Here is a 19,820-nt window from a genome sequence, read left to right on the forward strand (position 1 = left end):
GGGTGCCGGGCGGCACCCGGGTGATGCTAGTCGCTGCCGCGGATGATCGCGATGATGCGGAGGATCTCGACGTACAGCCAGACCAGGGTGACCGTGAGCCCGAACGCTGCGGTCCACGAGTACTTCTGCGGGGCGCCGTGGCGGACGCCCTCGCTGATCGACGTGAAGTCGATGATCAGGGAGAACGCGGCGAGGCCGATGGCCAGGATGCCGATGACGACGCCGAAGGGGATGCCCGTGCCCAGGAAGTCGGCCCCGCGCAGGCCCCAGGGGTCGTCGTTCACACCGAACACCATGAGGCCGAGGTTCAGCAGCGAGAAGGCCGCGTAGCTGATCATGGCGATCATGAAGAACTTCATGGCCCGCGGGGTCGCACGGACCTTGCCGCTCTTGAAGAGGGCGAGGGTCACACCGAACACGACCAGCGTCCCGAGGACGGCCTGGACGGCGATGCCGGGGAACATGGCCTCCAGGTACATCGTGATGCCGCCGAGGAACAGCCCCTCGAGCCCCGCGTAGGCGAGGATCAGCGCGGGCGAGGGCTCGCGCTTGAAGGAGTTGACGAGGCCGAGCACGAAGCCGCCCAGTGCGCCCACCACCATGAGGGGGAGGGCGAGTCCCGGCACGAGGAACGCCGGGACGGCCGCACCGACGAGCACGACGCCGAGGCACAGGAGCGTCTTGACGATGACGTCGTCGAAGGTCATCCGGCCGGTCTGTGCAGGCCCGGCCGACGGCTGGTTGTACATGTGCTCCAGCTGCTGCTGGTTCGCGACGGCGGTGCCGCCGTAGGTCATCGTCCCGAAGCCCGCGGTCTCGTTGCCGCGGGTAGCGGAACGGAAGTTCTTCCCGTTGAATACCGGATTGCCGCCAAGTGCCATTGTGAGTTAGTCCTCCATTAGGGGGCTGAGTGTTCGTCCAACCCTACCAATCCCAACGGCCCCGGCCGGGTTTCGTTCCCGGACGGACCGTTCGTCCCGGGCCCTACCGGACGCGGAAATTCAACTGGAAAGGTCCCTTCCCAAAACATTCGTTACCGAATCGCTACCTTGCCGGGATGCTTTTGCAGAAAGCCGAAACATGCCGCTAGTAACATGATCCCCACGTCCGTGACACTCGTCACAACTCTTGATCCCGGCGCCCGCCGCCGGGCCTGCCCCCACCGTGGAGGTTCCCATCTTGATCACCCTATCGACGCCTGCACGGATCAGGAGGTCGCTGCTCCTGGTGCTCGGCTTCCTGAGCATCGTGCTGCTCGGCGCCCCCGCGGCGCAGGCGTCCCCCGAGCTGCCCGATCCGGCACAGCACAGCACCGTGCTCCAGGCCCGGAGTGCCGGGACCATCCAGGCCTCAGAATTCGACAACCGGATCGGCGGCGTCCTCCGCGGCGCCGACGGCCCCATCGCCGACGTCACGGTCATCGTGGCGGGCAACGGCTTCGAAGGAGAAGCCACGTCCGGCCCCAACGGCGCCTGGAGCATCGGGGTCCCCGAGCAGGGCACCTACGAGGTGGCGATCGACGAGGAGACACTCCCCGAGGGGATCGCCCTGGCCGAAGGGCAGGAGAACCCGCGCCAGGTCACCTTCGCCAACACCTCCAGCGCCACCACGCTGTTCCTGTTCGGTGAGGGCATCGTCACGCAGCAGACCCCCTTCCTGGAGACCCTCGCCGAACGCGCCCTCGCGGGCTTCAGCTTCGGCCTCCTCCTGGCGCTGAGCGCCGTCGGGCTCTCCCTGATCTTCGGCACCACAGGCCTCACCAACTTCGCCCACGGCGAGATGGTCACGCTCGGCGCCGTCCTCGCGTTCGCCTTCGCCGGCGCGGGCCTCCCGATCGCCGTCGCGATCATCCTCGCGGTGATCGGCGGCGGCCTCCTCGGCTACGTGCAGGACGCCGGTCTCTGGAAGCCCCTCCGGCATCGCGGCACGGGCCTGGTGCCGATGATGATCGTCAGCATCGGGCTCGCGCTCGCCCTGCGGTACATCATCCAGCTCTTCTTCGGCGGAGCCACGCAGCAGCTGCCAGGCTCGCAGGGCGAGATCATCGACCTCGGCGCCATCTCCATCTCGCGCAACAACCTGACCTCGCTCGTCGTGAGCCTCGTGGTCATCCTGCTGGTCGCCTTCCTGCTCCTGCGCACGCGCATCGGCAAGGCCACCCGCGCGGTCGCGGACAACCCGGCGCTCGCTGCGGCCTCCGGTATCGACGTGGACCGCGTCATCCGGATCGTGTGGGTCATGGGGGGCATGCTCGCGGCGCTCGGTGGCATTCTCTGGGCCTACTACCGTCCGGGGGTGTCCTACAACATGGGCCAGCAGATCCTGCTGCTCATCTTCGCCGGGGTCACCCTCGGCGGGCTGGGCACGGTGTTCGGTGCGCTCGTCGGCTCCATCATCGTCGGGCTGTTCGTGGAGATCTCCACGATCTGGCTCGAGGCAGACCTCAAATACGTGGGGGCACTGCTGATCATGATTCTCGTGCTCCTGTTCCGGCCGCAGGGTATCCTCGGCCGCCGAGAGCGCATAGGTTAGGGGCTCCCCATGGACTTCGGAAACATCCTCATCAACGCCTTCGGTGAGCTGATCAGCCCGACGACCGCGGCCTACGCGCTCGCCGCGCTCGGCCTCGCCGTCCACTTCGGCTACTCCGGCCTGCTGAACTTCGGCCAGGCCGGCTTCATGGCCGTCGGCGCCTACGGGTACGCCATCTCCACCCTCAGCTTCAACGCACCGCTGCCCGTGGCGGTCCTGGTGGCCCTCGTGGCCTCGGTGGTCTTCGCGATCGTGCTCGGCATACCGACCCTGCGGCTCCGGGCGGACTACCTCGCCATCGTGACGATCGCGGCCGCCGAGATCATCCGCTACATCGTGACCACCAACGGCCTCACCGACGTCACGGGCTCCGCCAACGGACTCGCGGCGTTCGAGGGCGGCTTCTACGGCCTCAACCCGTTCCCTCCCGGCACCTACAACATCGGCCCGCTCGGCATGAACGAGCGCGACTTCTGGATCCGCATCGTCGGCTGGAGCGTCGTCATCATCGCCTGCATCGTGGTCTGGCTCCTCATGCGCAGCCCCTGGGGCCGCGTGCTGAAGGGCATCCGCGAGGACGAGAACGCCGTGCGCTCCCTGGGCAAGAACGTCTACGCCTACAAGATGCAGGCCCTCGTCATCGGTGGTGTCCTCGGTTCCCTCGCGGGCATCATCTTCACCCTGCCCCGCGGAGCGGTGCAGCCGGCGAACTACGCGACGGAGTTGACCTTCTTCCTCTACACCTGCCTCCTCCTCGGAGGCATGGCCACTGTCCTCGGACCGGTCATCGGGGCGATGATCTTCTGGGTGGTGCTCTCGTTGACGCAGGGGCTGCTGTACGGCGCGATCGAGGTCGGCGCCATCACGTTCCTGTCCAACTCACAGGCGGGTCAGCTCCGCTACATCCTCGTGGGTGTGGCACTGATGCTGCTCATGGTCTTCAGGCCGCAGGGCGTCCTGGGTAACAAGAAGGAGTTGGCGTTCGCATGACCGGCAGCCACAGCAACAGCAATCCCGACGCCGCCGCGACACCGGGCGGCGACGAGCGGGCGGGCGGCGCGCACGCCGTCGGTGGGGACGCGTCACCCGGATCCACCGGCCCGGCTGCCGCGTCCGGCGGGCCTGTCGCGCCCGCGGGGCACGACCACATGACGGACTCCGAGCCCATCGCCACCGGCGAATCGGGGCCCGGCTGCTCCAAGCGGGACCCCATCGTGATCGCCAAGAACGTGACGCGCAGCTTCGGCGGCATCAACGCCGTCGACGTCGAGCACCTCGAGATCCCCCGGCACAAGATCACCGCGCTGATCGGCCCCAACGGCGCCGGCAAGACGACCCTGTTCAACCTGCTGACCGGGTTCGACACCCCGAACAGCGGCGACTGGGAGTTCGACGGCAAACCCCTCGCCAAGGTCGCCTCGCACAAGGTGGCCCGCATGGGCATGGTCCGCACTTTCCAGCTGACCAAGGTCATGGGCAAGCTCACCGTCATGGAGAACATGCGCCTCGGTGCCACGGACCAGCCGGGCGAGAGCCTCGCGCGGGCCCTCTTCAAGGGCATCTGGGGTGGCCGCGAGCGCGAGATCACCGAGCAGGCGGAGGTGCTGCTGACGAAGTTCAAGCTCGACACCAAGCGGGACGACTACGCGGCATCGCTCTCCGGCGGCCAGCGCAAGCTCCTCGAGATGGCGCGGGCACTCATGGTGCGGCCCCGGCTCGTGATGCTCGACGAGCCCATGGCGGGCGTCAACCCGGCGCTGACGCAGTCGCTCCTCGACCACATCAAGAACCTCAAGGCCGAGGGCATGACTGTCCTGTTCGTCGAGCACGACATGCACATGGTCCGGCACATCGCCGACTGGGTCGTCGTCATGGCTGAGGGCAAGGTCGTCGCGGAGGGCCCGCCGGACATCGTCATGAAGGACCAGGCCGTCATCGACGCCTACCTGGGGGCCCACCACGACGTGGACCTCGGTGACTCCACGGGCATCGAACGCCTCGAGGAGGAACTGGCCCACGACGAGGACTCGGTGGTCGGTACCGAGAACGAGGGGATCCTCGGGCACGGGGTCACCGAGGTCGGCGGGCACCACGCCGCCGGTGCCGCACACAAGGATGAGGAGACGAAGTAATGGATGAATTCGAGGGCGACTCCGTCGTCAAGGTCACCGATCTCGTCGCCGGTTATCTCCCGGGCGTGAACATCCTCAACGGGTGCAGCATCGAGGCACGCCGCGGCGAGCTCATCGGGATCATCGGCCCGAACGGGGCCGGCAAGTCCACGCTCCTGAAGGCGATGTTCGGCCTGGTGAAGGTCCACTCGGGAACCGTCATGGTGCGGGGGCAGGACCTGACGGGGCTCAAGGCCAACAAGCTGGTCAGCCGGGGCGTCGGGTTCGTGCCGCAGAACAACAACGTGTTCAGCACCCTGACCATCGAGGAGAACCTCCAGATGGGCATGTACCAGCGGCCCAAGGACTTCAAGGAGCGCTTCGATTTCGTCGCGAGCCTGTTCCCCGAACTGGGCAAACGGAAGGCGCAGCGCGCCGGTTCGCTCTCCGGTGGCGAGCGGCAGATGGTCGCCATGGGCAGGGCCCTCATGATGGATCCCGCCGTGCTGCTGCTCGACGAGCCGTCGGCAGGCCTCTCCCCCGTCAAGCAGGACGAGACGTTCCTGCGCGTCCACGAGATCAACCGCGCCGGCGTCTCGGTGATCATGGTGGAGCAGAACGCCCGCCGCTGCCTGCAGATCTGCGACCGCGCCTACGTGCTGGACCAGGGCAAGGACGCATACACGGGCACGGGCCGCGAACTCATGAAGGATCCGAAGGTCATCCAGCTCTACCTGGGCACGCTCGCGGACACCGCGTGAGGTCCCGACGGTGACGGGTGAGTGACGCGCGCGTGACCCGGGAGTAGTCGGGGCGCAGAGCGCAAGGGATGGGCGGAGCCGGTAACGGGTCCGCCCATCCGTGTATCCGGCCCGCTACGTTGGCAGGAGGGACGCCGGACGGCGGACCGTGAGGAGGGACGCCCCATGGCACAACCGGCCAGCAGCGCCATCGGCAAGGGCTTCGAGGTCGTGTTCCGCGGCATCAAGCATGTCCGGCGGCATCGCCCCATCCATTCCCGCGGGCTGAGGCTGGACGGGTCCGTGGTGGTGCACCGCCACGGCCTCTCCAGCGGGATCTCCTGGATCGACCGGCCGGACGAGGGTCCCGCGACGGCGCGCCTCTCCCGGTCGGCCGGGACCCCGGACGGCCTGCCCGACGTCGTCGGGCTCGCCGTCCGGTTCCACCACCCGGAGTCCGGGCCTGCGCCGTCGACGTTCTCCGACATCCTGCTGTCCTCGACGGGCTGGGCCTTCCCGGGCCGCTTCGTGCTGGTGCCGAGGCTGAGTGTCTCGCGCGCACCGCTGAGCACGATGATGCCGTACCGCGGGGAGTCCGGACCTGTGCTGCTCGGGGCCCGGACGCTGCGCCCCACCGGGCTCCCCTCGTCCCTGCGCGGCTTCGCCCGCACGCTGGGCGACGCGCCATGGCAGCTCGGCCTCTACTTCGCGACGCCGCGCGGTCGCTGGCAGCACTTCGGCACCCTGACGCTGCGCCTCGACCCGACCGGCGAGGAGAAGGACCTGCGGTTCGACGCCGTCCTCCACCCCCTCGCGGGCGCAGGGACGTACGAGTGGGCGCGCAGGGTACGGGAGCCCTCCTACGCCCTCTCCAGGCGCGCGCCAGGCGACGCCTGACCGGGACCGCCGGCGCAGCAGGAAGGCCCCGTCCGCACCCTCCGTCAGGAAGGGCGGCCGGGGCCTTCTGCTGTTTCGCTACTGCCAGCCGGGAGGGCCGTCAGCCCTCGAGCTTTCCGACCTCGGAACGGCTCGGCTGGTGCACGTTGTTCTCGTCGTACTTGTAGATACCGATAACCGCCTCCGTGGGATCACCGTTCTCGTCGAAGGAGACAGGACCGGAGATGCCGTCGTAGTCGATGTCCTCGCCCTCACGCAGCAGCGTGACGCAGCCGGCGAAGTCGAAGCACTTGGTGCCGTCCTTCGACACTCCCGCGAGCTCCGCGGCGATCGCGGTACCCTCGACGCTGCCAGCCGCCTCGGAGGCGAGCGCGATGAGGTTCACGGCGTCGTAGCTCTCACCGGAGTAGGCGAAGTTCGATAGGTTCGGATCGACCGTGGCCAGTGCTTCCCGGAAGCCGGTCCCGACGAAGGGGCCGGGGATGGTGCCCTGGGCCCCCTCGAGGGTGCCCGGATCGAGGTCCTTGCTGTAGTCGGCGACATTACCGTCGACCATGAAGATCGAGCTGGCGTCGATGCCCTTCGCGACGAGCAGCGGGATGATGCTCTTGGCCTCGTCGAAGCTGATCAGGACGATTGCATCCGGCTTCGCGGCAGCGATGGCGTCCACCTGGCTGGAGAACTGGGAGTCGCCGGTGTTGAACATCTCGTTCCCGACGACCTGACCGCCGGCCCCCTCGACGACCTCCTGGATGGTGCCCTGCAGGCCGGTGCCGTACGCGTCGTTCAGCGTGATCATGCCGATGGTCTGCGCGCCGCACTCCATGATGTAGTTGCCGAGGATGCGTCCTTGGATCACGTCCGAAGGAGCGGTGCGGAAATACAGACCCTGGTCGTCCCACGTCGTGAACTCGGCCGCGGTGTTGGCGGGCGAGAACTGAATGACGCCGGCGCCGGTGATCTGGTTGATGACGGTCTTCGAGACACCCGAGGACGCGGCACCGACGATGGCGCTGACGTCCTGCGAGAGCAGGTCGGTCACGGACTGCGTCGCGATGTCGGTGGTGGTGTCGCCCGAGTCGCGGTGCGTGATCGAGATCTCCTGGCCGAGGACGCCGCCGGCCTCGTTGACCTCGTTGACGGCGACGTTGACGCCCGCGATCTCGGGCGGGCCGAGGAACGCGAGGGTTCCGGTGGTCGGCAGGATGGAACCGAGCTTGAGCGGCTCGGGGCTGGTGGTCTTGCTGGCGGGCACGGCGGCGGGGTCACCCTTCTCGCCCTGCTCCTCACCTGCGCCCCCTTCGCTCTCCGGGCATGCCAGCGCCGAGGTCGCAGCGGCGGCGCTGGTCTCGGCGTCACCGCCCTCGGCCTCGGAACCGGTGGAACCGCCACCGCCACAGCCGGAGGCGAAGAGCGCGATGCCCAGACCCAGGGCCGCGACCTTTGCCGCTCGCGGGGCACTCTCCCCGATGCCGAAACGCACCGAGTTGCGTGTTGCAGTCATGAATTAGTCTCCTCGACCGAAAGGCTCTCACTGCCTTTGATGCTGTCGCCAGGTATTCCTGGCCTGTAGAAAAGCTAATCCAAATTTGTGTCTGAGATAAGGGAATCCGGTTACATCCTTGTAACGCTCGTCACAGGGATCCTCTCCGACCCTTGACACCGGGCGCTGCACAGCACCCTGGGTATTCCGGCCCACGTCCGGTCGGCGCCCGTGCCCCAGCAGGGACTCGAACCCTGACTGAACAGATTTTAAGTCTGCTGCCTCTGCCATTGGGCTACTGGGGCGGTTCCGCCGGATCAGCCTACCCCGGGCGGGTCGGCCCTCCGGCGGCAGATGCAGAACGACGGCGACCCCGGGGGGTCGCCGTCGTCGCTTCTGCGGTTCCTGGTGTCAGGCCGAGGTCCTGGCCCCTGAGGCTTGCCCGGCCGGCGTGGGCGGCGCGCTCTGCAGTGCCGTGTCCTTCTTCGGCGGCGGGGTGGCCGCTTCGCGGAACTGGCGCTGCGGGGTCTGCAGGTCGGACAGCGGCGCGAGGTCGCGGCCGAACAGGAAGCTCATGCTCCAGTTGACGATCACGCGGGCCTTGCGCTCGTACATGGGCATCGCGAAGCCGTGGTAGCCGCGGTGCGCGAGCCAGGCCGGGAAGCCCTTCATGCCGAAGCCCATGATGTTCGCGACACCCTTGAACTGGCCGAAGCCCGCGACGGCTCCGAGGTTGGTGTGGCGGTACTCCTTGACCTCGCCCACGCCGTAGTTCTCGGCGAGGATGTTGGCGGCCAGGAGCTTCGCCTGGCGGACGGCGTGCTGGGCGTTGGGGACGCAGAAGCCTCCCACGCCCCCGCCGGTCAGGTCGGGCACGGCCGCGACGTCGCCGGCGGTCCAGGCGTGCTGGACGGGTCCGTCGTCGCCCGTGATCCGGAGCTCGGGGGTGGCGCGGACCCGGCCGCGCTCGTCGACCGGGAAGTCGGTGGAACGCACGACCGGGTTCGCCTGGACCCCTGCGGTCCACAGCAGCGTGTCGGTCTCGAACTCGTCGGCCGGGGTCTTGTCCGGCATGTTGATGAGCTTGAGCGTGCCCTCCACGGCGCTGGAGAGCGAGGTGTTCAGCAGGACCTCGATGTCGCGCGAGCGGAGGTGCTCGACGACCCACACGGCCTGCTCGGCGGTGACCTCGGGCATGATGCGGCCCATGGCCTCGACGAGGACGAAGCGGAGGTCGGAGCGGCTGAGGCGGCCGTTGGCCTTCACGGCGTCGCGGGCGGCGTCCTCCATCTCGGTGATGGCCTCGATGCCGGCGAATCCGCCGCCGACGACGACGAAGGTCAGCGCGCGGTCGCGCTCGGGACCCTCGGGCATGACGGAACCGGTCTCGATGCGCTCGAGCATCCTGTCTCGCAGCGCGACGGCCTCCTCGATGGTCTTCAGGCCGATGCCCTGGTCCTTGAGGCCGTCGATCGGGAAGGTGCGCGTGATGGAGCCCGCGGCGACGACGACGTCGGTGTAGCCGAGGTCGAAGGACTCCCCGCCGCCCGTGGGCTCGATGGTGGCCGTGCGGCCGGCGTGGTTGATCGAGGTGACCCTGCCCGAGATCAGTTCCGTCTTCCGCAGGTGCTTGCGGTGGGACACGATCGCGTGGCGTGCCTCGATGCTGCCGGCGGCCACCTCGGGGAGGAAGGGCTGGTAGGTCATGTAGGGCAGCGGGTCGACCAGCGTGACGATGCCGCCGTGGTCCTTGACCTGTTTCTGCAGCCCGCGCGCGACGTACAGGCCGACGTAGCCACCGCCGACGACGAGGATGCGCGGGCGGTCGGAGAAGTGTGGGTTCGATGCCATGCCCACGATGTTACCGGACTTTGTGAAAATCTTCACTAGCTCGGGGACGACCCTGGAACCCCCGGACGGCCCCGCTCGTTCAGGCCCCCGGCGGGGCAGCCCGGCCCTCCGCGGTGAGGTCTGCGGGGTCTCCGACGGGTTCCGCGGCCGTCCCGGCACGCCGGTGCACGCGCGCCACGTGCACGGCTCCGCCCAGGAGCACCGCGAGCAGGAGGCCACCGAAGCCGAGCACCACGAGCGCGGGGAGGTTGTGCACGGAGGTCAGGGGATCCTCGGCCTGCGGGGCGGCCGGCGCCGGGATGACCTCCGCGGGTGGTTCCACGGCGGCCGACGGAGCGGGGGCGGGCGTCTGCCCTCCCCGCCGGTAGAGCTGGATCCATTCGGCCATGCTGCCGAGCCGGTTCTCCTCCGGGACCGCGACGTCCCTGCCCACGGCGGAGGCGACGTCGAGGATCCCGTAGCCGTACAGGGTGTCGAAGCCGGGCGTCCCGGCATCCCTGGCCGTGCCGACGATCCGGTTCACGACCTGCGCCGCCGACAGCTCGGGGTACCGGGCACGGATCAGGGCGGCCACGCCCGACACGAGGGGGGCGGCGCCGGAGGTGCCGGACCAGTCGGCGTAGAAACCGCCGGGGAGCCCGCCGACGAGGTTCTCGGACGGCGCGGCGACGGCGATGCTGATGCCCTCGCTGGAGGCCTCCGCGCTGGCGACCCCCGACCGGTCCAGCCCGGCGACGGCCAGGACGCCGGGGATGGTCGCGGGGGCGCCGACCTGCGTCAGGCCGCCGGCGCGGTTGCCCGCCGCGGCGACGACGACGACGTCGTTCTGCTCCGCGTACAGGAAGGCGTCGTCCCAGCTCTCCGGCCATGCGGTGCTGGTGCTGCCGAGCGACATGTTGATGACCTCCGCGCCGTTGTCGACCGCCCAGCGGACGGCGTCGGGCACCTGCTGGTCGACCGAGACGCCCGCCGGGTTGGGTCCGCTGTTCTGGCCCTCGATGAAGACGGAGACGGCGAGCAGGTCGGCCTTCGGTGCGACGCCGACGATGCCGTCGGGACCCTCGCCGTACTGGCTGAGGGGCCCGTCTCCCGGGTCGGCGGGCGGCGCGGCGGGCGGCGTCGCCCTGCTGCTGCGCGCGGCGGAGGGGGCAGGGGCGGGTTCGGCGTCGTCGGTGTGACCGCGCCCGGCGAGGAGCGTGCCCACGAGGGTGCCATGGCCCGCGACCTCCCCGATGCCGCGCTGCCCGCCGGGGTCGCCGGCACCGGAGGCGTCGGTGCCGCCGACGACGGCCCCGACGAGGTCGGGGTGGGTCCCGTCGATCCCGCTGTCGATGACCGCCACGGTGACGCCCTCGCCCTGCGTGCTCTTCCAGGCCTCGGTGATCCCGTAGTCCTCGAGCCAGTACTCCTTGTCGCGGACCTCGTCCGCGGCCGCGGGCACCGCTCCGGGCAGCAGGACGGCGAGGGCGACGGCGACCCCCGCCCCCGCCCGGACCGACCGGCGCGCTCGACTGCGCATCGGTTCAGCCGACCCGGTCCGCGACGCTCAGCGCGATCCCGTCCAGGATGTCGTGCTCGCTGGCGATCGCCGTCGTGACGCGTCCGTCCGTGACCGCGGCGACCCGCTCGACGACGGACGCCCAGATCAGGGCGCCCGCGCCGATCACGTCGACGCGTCCGGGGTGCATGTAGGGCAGCGCGGCCCGGGCAGCGCGGGGCAGGTGCAGGAGGTCCGAGGCCGCCGCCGAGATCGCGGTGATGGGCAGCTCGGCGCCGTGGATGCTCTCGGGCCGGTAGCCGGGCAGGTCGAGGGCGTGGGCCGTCACGGTCGTGACGCTGCCGGCGACGCCGACGATCTTCGTGATGCGGTCGAGGGGGACCTCGGCCGCGGCCTCGTCGACGAGGCGCCCCACCTCCGCCGTCATCGCCGTGATCTGGGCTTCGGTGGGCGGATCGTCCTGGAGGAAGCGCTCGGTGTAGCGGACGCAGCCCATGTTCGTGCTGCGGGCCGCGATCAGCCCTGCCGTCGTGCCCGCGACGAACTCGGTGCTGCCGCCGCCGACGTCGACCACCAGGACGGTCTCGTCCCCGGCGGTCGCCAGGACGCTCACGGCCCCGTCGAAGGAGAGGCGCGCCTCCTCGTCCCCGGAGACGACCTCCGGCTCCACGCCGAGGCGCGCCCGGATGCCGTCGACGAAGACCTGGCGGTTCTCCGCGTCACGCGACGCGGAGGTCGCGACGAACCGCAGGGGCGGGTTGCCGTGCGCCTCGATGAGCGCCGCGTACTCCTCGGCGGCGGCGAAGGTGCGTGCGAGGGCCGCCTCGGACAGGCGCCCTGTCGCGTCGACGCCCTCGCCGAGGCGCACGACGCGCATGAGCCGGACGACGTCGGTCAGGGCACCGTCCTCGCGGTCGGCGATCAGGAGGCGGATGGAGTTGGTGCCGCAGTCGATGGCAGCTGTGCGCATCAGGTCTCCTCGGTGGGTACGGCGGAGCGGGTCGCGCCGGCGGGGCCGGTGGGTCCGTCCGCGGTCGGTGGTTCCAGGGCGGCGTCGCGGCGGGCCGCGCGTTTGGCGTCGAGTTCCTCCGCGCTGAGCCCCTGCGTCCGGGTGTGCCTGCTGAGATCGGCGGAGGGCGCCTGCCCCGTGGTGTCCCACGCACCCTCACAGGAGCAGCGGTCGGGCGTCCACCACGGGGCTATCCGGGCGATCGCCTCGTCGCCCAGTGGATTGACGCCGGGACCCGCCGCGAGGGAGTGGCCCACGAGGACGTGGAGGCACTTGACGCGCGTCGGCATCCCGCCGGCCGACACGCCGGCGATCTCGGGGACGTCCCCCGTCCCTGCACGCTCCCCGACCGCGGCACGTGCGGCGAGGTAGGCCTCGTGCGCCGCACGGTAGTGGCCGGCCAGGGCGGGGTCGCCCGCGAGCCGGTCGGTCATCTCGGTCATGACCCCCTCGGCCTCGAGGCGGGACACCGCCGCCGTGACCACGGGGTGGCTGAGGTAGTACGTGGTGGGGAACGGGATGCCGTTGGACAGCCGCGGGGCGGTGGTGGCGACGAGCGGGTTCCCGCAGACGCAGCGGGCCCCGATCTCGACGACGTCGCGGACGGGGCGGTTCAGCTGGCGGCTGAGGACGTCGAGGTCCCGCTCGCTCGGGGTCCTCGGGTCGCCTCCCGGGTGCCGGGGATGGTCGTGGTGGTCCTGCTGGGTCACGCTGTTCCTTCCTGGGACACCGCTCCGGGTGTCCTGGTCGCGGCGGGCGCCCTGCCGGCTGCCGGCCGCCGCTCGCTCAATCCGTTGCCGCGCGCACGACCGAGCTCCAGAGGGAGTCGACCCAGGGCAGGTCGGCGGGTTCGGCGGCCGAGCCCTCGCCGGTGCTGTCCTCGATGCCCTCCCCGCCCTTCACCAGGTAGCGGGTCTCCCCCGGCATCACCAGGAAGATGCGCTCGCGCGCCTGCTGCTTGACGAAGGCCGGGTCGTCCCAGCGCGCCAGTTCGGACTGGTAGTCCGCCTGTTCCTGCTGCTGGCGGGCGATGTCCGCGCGCAGCGCGTCGAGTTCGCCCTGCTGCTGCAGGTACCGGCTGACGGACGGCGCGAGGAGCACGATCACCGCGACGAGGACGACGGCGAGGGCCAGCAGCCGCCCGGAGAAGGTCTTCGCCGGGATGGGGGTGGCTTCCTCGGCCGGCTGGATCGGGGACTCGGCGCGCTTCGAGCCGAGCCGTCCCCGCCGGATGCTCCCGGCCAGCTGGGACCGCTCGGCGGCCCGCGCCTCCGACGGGGAGGTCGCGGCCGTGGTCCGGGACGCGTCGGACCGGTGGGTCCCGGCGGCGGTGCGTGGGTCCTTCGTGGCGGACGGACCGGCGGCCCGCGGCGCGGAGGGCTTCCGCGGGGCCGTCGCGGCAACGCGCGCCGGGGACGGGATCGGACCGGACCGGGAGGGAGCCGGCGTGTGGCCGGCCCCCCTCCCGTGGTCGGGGGTCGGGCCCTTGGCCGGTCCGGGGGCCGGCCGTTCCTCCGCCGCAGGCGTCGGACGGCCGGCTCGCGGCACGTTAGGGCGGCGGGCAGTCATGGAGCTCCTCGTCAACGCTTTCGCGTGTTGTCGCGTCGGGTCCCTCGCGGGGCCCGTTTAACGAGGGTAGCCGCCCTCCTGATCAACTATCGATCAACTACGCCGTGAAACGCGGGAAGGCGCTGCGGCCGGCGTAGCGTGCGGCGTCGTCGAGCTCCTCCTCGATGCGCAGCAGCTGGTTGTACTTCGCCACGCGCTCGCTGCGGGCGGGCGCACCGGTCTTGATCTGGCCGGCGTTGGTGGCCACGCAGATGTCGGCGATCGTGGTGTCCTCGGTCTCGCCGGAGCGGTGCGAGGTGATCGTCGTGTAGCCCGCGCGCTGTGCCATCGAGATGGCGTCGAGCGTCTCGGTCAGGGTGCCGATCTGGTTGACCTTGACGAGCAGCGAGTTCGCCGTCCCGGTCGAGATGCCCTTCGCCAGGCGCGTGGGGTTGGTGACGAACAGGTCGTCGCCCACGATCTGCACCTTGTCGCCGATCGATTCGGTGAGGTGCTTCCAGCCCTCCCAGTCGTCCTCGTCGAGGGGGTCCTCGATGGAGACCAGCGGGTAGTCGCGGACGAGCTCCTCGAAGTAGGCGCTCATCTCCTGCGTGCTGAGGGACTTGCCCTCGAACTGGTAGGCGCCGTCCTTGTAGAACTCGGAGGCGGCGACGTCGAGGGCGAACGCGATGTCCGTCCCGGGCGTGTAGCCGGCGCGCTCGACGGCGGTGGTGATGAGGTCCAGCGCGTCGCGGTTGGACGGCAGGTTCGGGGCGAAGCCGCCCTCGTCGCCGAGGCCCGTGGCGAGGCCCTTCTCCTTCAGCACGGACTTGAGCTCGTGGTAGACCTCGACGCCCCAGCGGAGGCCCTCGGAGTAGGACTGCGCCCCGAGCGGGACGATCATGAACTCCTGGATGTCGACGTCGGAGTCGGCGTGCGAGCCGCCGTTGAGGATGTTCATGAGGGGTACGGGCAGCACGTGCGCGTTCGGGCCGCCGAGGTAGCGGTAGAGCGGCAGCGCCGAGGACTCGGCGGCGGCGCGGGCGATGGCGAGGGAGACGCCGAGCATCGCGTTGGCGCCCAGGTTGGACTTGTTCTCGGTGCCGTCCAGGTCGATCATCGCCTGGTCGATGGCGCGCTGGTCCGCGGCGTCGAACCCGAGCAGGGCCGGCTGGATCTGCTCGATGACGGCCTCGACGGCCTGCAGGACGCCCTTGCCGAGGTAGCGGTCCTTGTCGCCGTCGCGGCGCTCGTTGGCCTCGAACGCACCCGTGGAGGCGCCGGAGGGGACGGCCGCGCGGCCGAAGGTGTCGTCGTCGAGCAGTACCTCGACCTCGACCGTCGGGTTGCCGCGGGAATCGAGGATTTCCCTCGCGTGGATGGCATCGATGATGGCCATGGATTTGCTCCTCTTCGTTGGAGTGTAGGTATTCACATCGTGTTGGGACGTCTTTGTCAGAGCAACGGAGGTGTTGCTCCCAGCCTAGTTCACGCGCGTCCTGGCGTGGGCTGGATCACCGGCCGGAGTGCGCCGGACGGGTCAGGGACCGCCCGCGGCGTCGCGCTGGTAGTCCAGCACGGCGCGGCGGAGGGCATGCTCCGGGTCGATCCCGGACGCGAGGGCCCGTCGCGTCAGGGCCAGCAGGTCGCGGCCGAGCTGCTCCTCGTCCGTCGGCCCGTCCGTCGCCGTGCCGGTGGGCTCCCCCGCCCGCCGGAGGGTCTTCGCCGCGAGGGCGAGCGCGGGCAGGGAGTGCGGGATGCCGTCGAAGGGCGAGGTACGCGCCGGCCGTTCCTGCTGCTTGACGGCCTGCCAGGTCGCGACGATCTCCTCGACCGTCGCCGGGAAGCTGTCGCGCAGCGCGCCGTCGGCCGTGAAGACGTGCGGGTTGCGCCGGACGAGCTTGGCCGTCAGCCCGTCCGCCACGTCCGCGAACCCGAAGGCCCCGTCCTCGGCCTGCAGCTGTGCGTGGAGGACCACCTGGAACAGGACGTCGCCGAGTTCGCCCCGGAGGTCGTCCAGGAGCGCCGGGGGCGGGCTGTCCGAGCGGACGACGTCGTCGACGGCCTCGTAGAGCTCGTACGTCTCCTCCACGAGGTACTCGAGCAGCGACGCGGGATCCAGCGCGGCCGTCCATGGGCAGTGGCGGCGGAGGAGGTCCACCACCTCGACGAGCCGCTCGACCGCCGCGCCCGGCCTCGCGTCGGTCACGCGGTCGGTCAGGCCGACGCCTGCCGGGCGGCCGCGTCGAAGCTCTCCGCGACGTACTGGGCCAGCGCCTCGCGGTCCTCGAGGGGCAGGAACGCGGCGTCGACGGCGTTGAGCGTGAACTCGAGCAGGTCGCCGAGGTCGTACCCGAACGTCTCGACGAGCAGCTCGAACTCGCCCGTCAGGGTCACGCCGCTCATCAGGCGGTTGTCGGTGTTCACCGTGACCTTGAACCCGAGCTGGTAGAGCAGGTCGAAGGGGTGCGCGTCGATGGTGTCGCCGAAGGCCCCGATGGCGCCGGTCTGCAGGTTCGAGGACGGGCACAGCTCGAGCGGGATGCCGCGGTCCCGGACCCAGGACGCGATGCGCCCGAGGTTCGCGATGCCGACCTCCTCGCCGTCGGCGACCTCCTCGTCCTCGGATTCCTCGATCTCGATGTCCTCGGCGATGCGCACGCCGTGGCCGAGGCGCAGGGCGCGCCCTGCGACGAGCGCGTCCTGGATGCTCTCGAGGCCTGCCGCCTCGCCCGCGTGGACAGTCACCGGGAACTGCTCGCCGGCGAGGAAGGTGAAGGCGTCGGCGAAGCGCGAGGGCAGGAAGCCGTTCTCGGCGCCGGCGATGTCGAAGCCGACGGCGCCCCTGTCGCGGTGGCGGACGGCGAGCTCGGCGATCTCCTGGCCGCGGTCGGCGTGCCGCATGGCGGTGATGAGCTGGCCGACCTGGATGACGCGGCCCGTGGCGATGGCCGCGGCGGCGCCGGCCTCGAGGCCCTCCTGGACGGCCTCGACGGCCTCGTCGAGGGTGAGGCCCTGCTGCGTGTGCTGCTCGGGGGCCCAGCGCACCTCCGCGTACACGACGCCGTCGAGCGCGAGGTCCTCGACGAACTCACGGGCGACCCGGATGAGGCCCTCGCGGGTCTGCATGACGGCAATGGTGTGGTCGAAGGTCTCCAGATACCGCTCGAGCGAGCCCGAGTCCGCCGATTCCCGGAACCATGCACCGAGCGACGCGGCGTCGGACGCCGGTAGCTCGTGCCCGATCCCGGCGGCGAGTTCGAGGATGGTGGCCGGCCGGAGCCCGCCGTCCAGGTGGTCGTGGAGGGAGATCTTCGGGAGGGTCAGGATGTCGATGGCGGCGTCGGGGACGGCGTCGTTCTGGGTCTGGGTCACGGTGCCAGCCTACGCGATCGGCCTCACGGCGGGCTCGTCTCGCGGGCCGGTTCCGGCTCGCCCCGGGACTCCGGGAGGGAGTGGTCGAGGGAGTCGTCGACGGTGGCCCGGAGCGGGGTGGAGCCCCGGACGAGGGCGATCACGCGGTCCACGAGGAACCCGAGGACGACGGCAATGGTGACGGCCACAGCGACGCCGAGCAGGTGGTTGTGCTGGAACCAGGTCCCGGCGAGGGCGCCGATGCCCACCGAGTACGCGGCCCACACGACCCCGGAGAGCGCGGTGAGGGCGACGAAGCGCCGCTGCGAGTAGCCCGTGGCGCCGGCGGTGAGGTTCACGGCGACGCGGCCGATCGGGATGAAGCGCGCCACGAGGATCAGCGAGGCGGCGCGCTTGGCGAGTTCGGTGCCCGCCCAGGCGAAGGAGCGCTGCATCCGGGGACGGCGCATCCAGCGGAAGCGCGTGGTGCCGATGCCCCTGCCGAGGAGGTAGGCGATGTTGTCGCCCAGGAACGCGCCGAGAGCCGCGACGAGGACGAGCAGCCACGGGCTGGGCACGCCCTGCGTGAGGATGAGGGACGCGAGCCCGACGACGACGGACTCGCTGGGGAACGGCGGGAAGAAGCCGTCCACGATGCAGCACACGAGGACCAGCAGGTACACCCAGGGCTGCTCGGCGGCAGCGAGCACGAAGTCGCTGATGCCGTTCAGTGCAGTGATGATCGCGTCCATGCCGGGCTCCTCCGTCGCGCCCGCGCGACGGCCCACCGGGTGCGTGGTGGCTGTCGACACGGGATCCGACGCCGGGTGCCGCTGGTCCGGTCGGACCGCGATGCGCTGCCGTGCGTCTGCCTACGACGCTACCGGCGCGAACCATCGTAGGTCGTCGGCCTTCCGGGCGACAGGGGCGGCGGCCGGTCTCACCCCGAAGGATGAGGCCGGCCGCCGATCCCCTAGGGGGAAACCCCGGGTCGCGGCAGGATCGGGGGCCGGGCTCCGCCTAGGCGATCCGGTCGATGATGAGCTGCTGCGCGGGGCGGGACCCCTCGGGAGCGATCACGACGGCGTCGGCGAGGGCCTCCCGGGCGCGGTCGAACTTGTCGGGGGTGTCGGTCAGGAGCGTCAGCAGCGGCTCACCTGCACGCACCAGGGCGCCCGGCTTGGCGTGCAGGCGCACGCCGGCCCCTGCCTGCACCCGGTCCTCCTTGCGGGCACGGCCCGCGCCGAGGCGCCAGGCGGCGACGCCCACCGCGAGTGCGTCGAGGCCCACGAGGACGCCGTCGGCCGGTGCGAGGACGACCTCGGACTCCTTCGCGACGGGGAGCTCCGCGCGGGGGTCGCCGCCCTGGGCCTCGATCATCCTGTTCCAGACGTCCATCGCGCGGCCGTCCTTCAGCGCGGCCGCCGGGTCGGCGTCGTGCACGCCCGCGCAGGCGAGCATCTCCTCGGCCAGGCGGACCGTGAGCTCGACGACGTCGGACGGGCCGCCGCCCGCGAGGACCTCCACCGACTCCTCCACCTCGATGGCGTTGCCCGCGGTCAGGCCGAGCGGGGTGCTCATGTCGGTCAGGAGCGCCACGGTGTCGACCCCGGCGTCCTTGCCGAGGGCCACCATGGTCTCGGCGAGCTCGCGGGCCTGGGCCACGTCCTTCATGAAGGCACCGCTGCCCACCTTGACGTCCAGGACGAGGGAGCCGGTGCCCTCGGCGATCTTCTTGCTCATGATCGAGGACGCGATGAGCGGGATGGCCTCGACGGTGCCGGTGACGTCGCGGAGGGCGTAGAGCTTCTTGTCCGCGGGCGCGAGGCCCGTGCCGGCCGCGCAGATGACGGCGCCGACGTCGGCGAGCTGGCGCAGCATGTGCTCGTTGCTGAGGTGCGCCTGCCAGCCGGGGATGGACTCGAGCTTGTCGAGGGTCCCGCCCGTGTGGCCGAGGCCGCGGCCGGAGAGCTGGGGCACGGCGACGCCGAAGACGGCGACGAGCGGCGCCAGCGGCAGGGTGATCTTGTCCCCCACGCCGCCGGTCGAGTGCTTGTCGCTCGTGGGGCGGCCGAGCGAGGAGAAGTCCATGCGCTCGCCCGAGGCGATCATGGCGGCGGTCCACCGGGAGATCTCTGCGCGGTCCATCCCGTTGAGCAGGATCGCCATGTTGAGGGCGGCCATCTGCTCGTCGGCGATGACGCCGCGCGTGTAGGCGTCGATGGTCCAGTCGATCTGCTCGGGGGTGAGCGTGCCGCGGTCGCGCTTGGTCCGGATGATGTCGACGGCGTCGAAGGATTCGGTCATGGGGGGGTCCTCGGGTTGTTCGGATGATGGTCGCGCTCCCGGCGGGGTCCCGGGAGCGGCAGGGGCGCGGCCTGCGGGCCGCGCCCCGGGGTCAGGCGAGGTGCTGCGGCCCGAAGGCGTCCGGCAGGACCTCGTCCATGGTGCGGATGCCGCTGACGGTCAGGAGCACCATGTCGGGTGCCCGGAACTCGTACAGCAGCTGGCGGCAGCGCCCGCACGGCATGAGCGTGTTGCCGTCGCCGTCCACGCAGCTGAAGGCCCGGATGCGGCCGCCGCCGCTCATGGCGAGCGCGCTGACGAGGGCGCACTCGGCGCACAGCGTCAGTCCGTAGGAGGCGTTCTCCACGTTGCAGCCGGAGATGATCCGGCCGTCGTCGAGCAGGGCCGCCGCGCCCACGGGGAACTTCGAGTACGGGACGTAGGCGTTCCTCATGGCCTCCGTGGCCGTGGCGGTGAGGCGGTCCCAGGGGATCTCCGGATCGGTCATGTC

General features: G+C 70.7%; 18 protein-coding genes and 1 tRNA gene. 5 read left to right on the forward strand and 14 right to left on the reverse strand.

Translation table 11 applies throughout. The features are described from left to right. Positions 1-26: 26 nt before the first annotated feature. A complete protein-coding gene (locus CXQ97_RS07110; RefSeq protein ID WP_104180141.1) occupies positions 27-881 on the reverse strand; it encodes a Bax inhibitor-1/YccA family protein in 855 nt (284 codons plus the stop codon). A gap of 298 nt (positions 882-1,179) precedes the next feature. Here CXQ97_RS07110 and CXQ97_RS07115 point away from each other — a divergent pair, with 298 nt between their 5' ends. From CXQ97_RS07115 to CXQ97_RS07135, 5 genes are all read left to right on the forward strand, one after another. Continuing rightward, positions 1,180-2,532, forward strand: coding sequence for a branched-chain amino acid ABC transporter permease (locus CXQ97_RS07115; protein ID WP_104180334.1), 1,353 nt, complete (start codon positions 1,180-1,182; stop codon positions 2,530-2,532). Between the two features lie 9 nt (positions 2,533-2,541). Further along, entirely contained in the window at positions 2,542-3,522 is a 981-nt protein-coding gene (locus tag CXQ97_RS07120) for a branched-chain amino acid ABC transporter permease (protein ID WP_104180142.1), read from the forward strand. A gap of 158 nt (positions 3,523-3,680) precedes the next feature. Beyond that, on the forward strand, positions 3,681-4,664 hold the full coding sequence (locus CXQ97_RS07125) for an ABC transporter ATP-binding protein (protein ID WP_104180335.1): 984 nt from the start codon (positions 3,681-3,683) through the stop codon (positions 4,662-4,664). Beyond that, positions 4,664-5,404: an ABC transporter ATP-binding protein gene (locus CXQ97_RS07130; RefSeq protein ID WP_104180143.1), complete on the forward strand. Its 741-nt coding sequence runs from the start codon at positions 4,664-4,666 to the stop codon at positions 5,402-5,404. Before CXQ97_RS07125 ends, CXQ97_RS07130 begins: the two co-directional genes overlap by 1 nt. A 165-nt stretch (positions 5,405-5,569) precedes the next feature. Continuing rightward, positions 5,570-6,280 carry a hypothetical protein gene (locus CXQ97_RS07135; RefSeq protein ID WP_258062393.1) on the forward strand — a complete coding sequence of 237 codons (711 nt, stop codon included), beginning with the start codon at positions 5,570-5,572 and terminating at the stop codon, positions 6,278-6,280. Between the two features lie 100 nt (positions 6,281-6,380). Here the strand turns inward: CXQ97_RS07135 and CXQ97_RS07140 are convergent, their stop codons facing one another. The 13 genes from CXQ97_RS07140 to CXQ97_RS07200 form a co-directional block, all read right to left on the reverse strand. Continuing rightward, positions 6,381-7,784 carry an ABC transporter substrate-binding protein gene (locus tag CXQ97_RS07140; RefSeq protein WP_104180144.1) on the reverse strand — a complete coding sequence of 468 codons (1,404 nt, stop codon included), beginning with the start codon at positions 7,782-7,784 and terminating at the stop codon, positions 6,381-6,383. A 211-nt stretch (positions 7,785-7,995) separates the two neighbouring features. After that, positions 7,996-8,068: transfer RNA gene (locus CXQ97_RS07145), tRNA-Leu, on the reverse strand. A 106-nt stretch (positions 8,069-8,174) separates the two neighbouring features. Beyond that, positions 8,175-9,614 carry an NAD(P)/FAD-dependent oxidoreductase gene (locus CXQ97_RS07150; protein ID WP_104180145.1) on the reverse strand — a complete coding sequence of 480 codons (1,440 nt, stop codon included), beginning with the start codon at positions 9,612-9,614 and terminating at the stop codon, positions 8,175-8,177. Between the two features lie 79 nt (positions 9,615-9,693). After that, positions 9,694-11,133, reverse strand: coding sequence for a S8 family serine peptidase (locus CXQ97_RS07155; RefSeq protein WP_104180146.1), 1,440 nt, complete (start codon positions 11,131-11,133; stop codon positions 9,694-9,696). 4 nt (positions 11,134-11,137) lie between these two features. Further along, the gene (locus CXQ97_RS07160) at positions 11,138-12,085 is read right to left on the reverse strand and encodes a Ppx/GppA phosphatase family protein (RefSeq protein ID WP_104180337.1); all 948 of its coding nucleotides are present in this window, start codon (positions 12,083-12,085) and stop codon (positions 11,138-11,140) included. Next, on the reverse strand, positions 12,082-12,738 hold the full coding sequence (locus tag CXQ97_RS07165) for a DUF501 domain-containing protein (protein ID WP_258062424.1): 657 nt from the start codon (positions 12,736-12,738) through the stop codon (positions 12,082-12,084). Before CXQ97_RS07165 ends, CXQ97_RS07160 begins: the two co-directional genes overlap by 4 nt. Before the next feature lie 169 nt (positions 12,739-12,907). Further along, complete coding sequence (locus tag CXQ97_RS19415; RefSeq protein WP_146069592.1) at positions 12,908-13,690, reverse strand: septum formation initiator family protein; 783 nt, start codon at positions 13,688-13,690, stop codon at positions 12,908-12,910. A 97-nt stretch (positions 13,691-13,787) separates the two neighbouring features. Continuing rightward, positions 13,788-15,068 (reverse strand): phosphopyruvate hydratase, encoded by a 1,281-nt coding sequence (gene eno / locus CXQ97_RS07175; protein WP_104180148.1) that lies wholly within the window; start codon positions 15,066-15,068, stop codon positions 13,788-13,790. A gap of 141 nt (positions 15,069-15,209) precedes the next feature. After that, the gene (locus CXQ97_RS07180) at positions 15,210-15,878 is read right to left on the reverse strand and encodes a MazG nucleotide pyrophosphohydrolase domain-containing protein (RefSeq protein ID WP_104180149.1); all 669 of its coding nucleotides are present in this window, start codon (positions 15,876-15,878) and stop codon (positions 15,210-15,212) included. Between the two features lie 8 nt (positions 15,879-15,886). After that, positions 15,887-17,044 (reverse strand): adenosine deaminase, encoded by a 1,158-nt coding sequence (locus tag CXQ97_RS07185; RefSeq protein WP_104180150.1) that lies wholly within the window; start codon positions 17,042-17,044, stop codon positions 15,887-15,889. 23 nt (positions 17,045-17,067) lie between these two features. Next, a complete protein-coding gene (locus CXQ97_RS07190) occupies positions 17,068-17,754 on the reverse strand; it encodes a DedA family protein (protein WP_104180339.1) in 687 nt (228 codons plus the stop codon). 289 nt (positions 17,755-18,043) lie between these two features. Then, on the reverse strand, positions 18,044-19,330 hold the full coding sequence (locus CXQ97_RS07195) for a thymidine phosphorylase (RefSeq protein WP_104180151.1): 1,287 nt from the start codon (positions 19,328-19,330) through the stop codon (positions 18,044-18,046). Between the two features lie 91 nt (positions 19,331-19,421). Next, positions 19,422-19,817, reverse strand: a complete 396-nt coding sequence (locus tag CXQ97_RS07200; protein WP_104180152.1) for a cytidine deaminase — start codon at positions 19,815-19,817, stop codon at positions 19,422-19,424. Positions 19,818-19,820: the final 3 nt, after the last annotated feature.

The sequence above is a fragment of the Arthrobacter sp. B0490 genome, from assembly GCF_002929355.1.
In the GTDB taxonomy this organism is placed as follows: Bacteria; Actinomycetota; Actinomycetes; order Actinomycetales; family Micrococcaceae; genus Arthrobacter_D.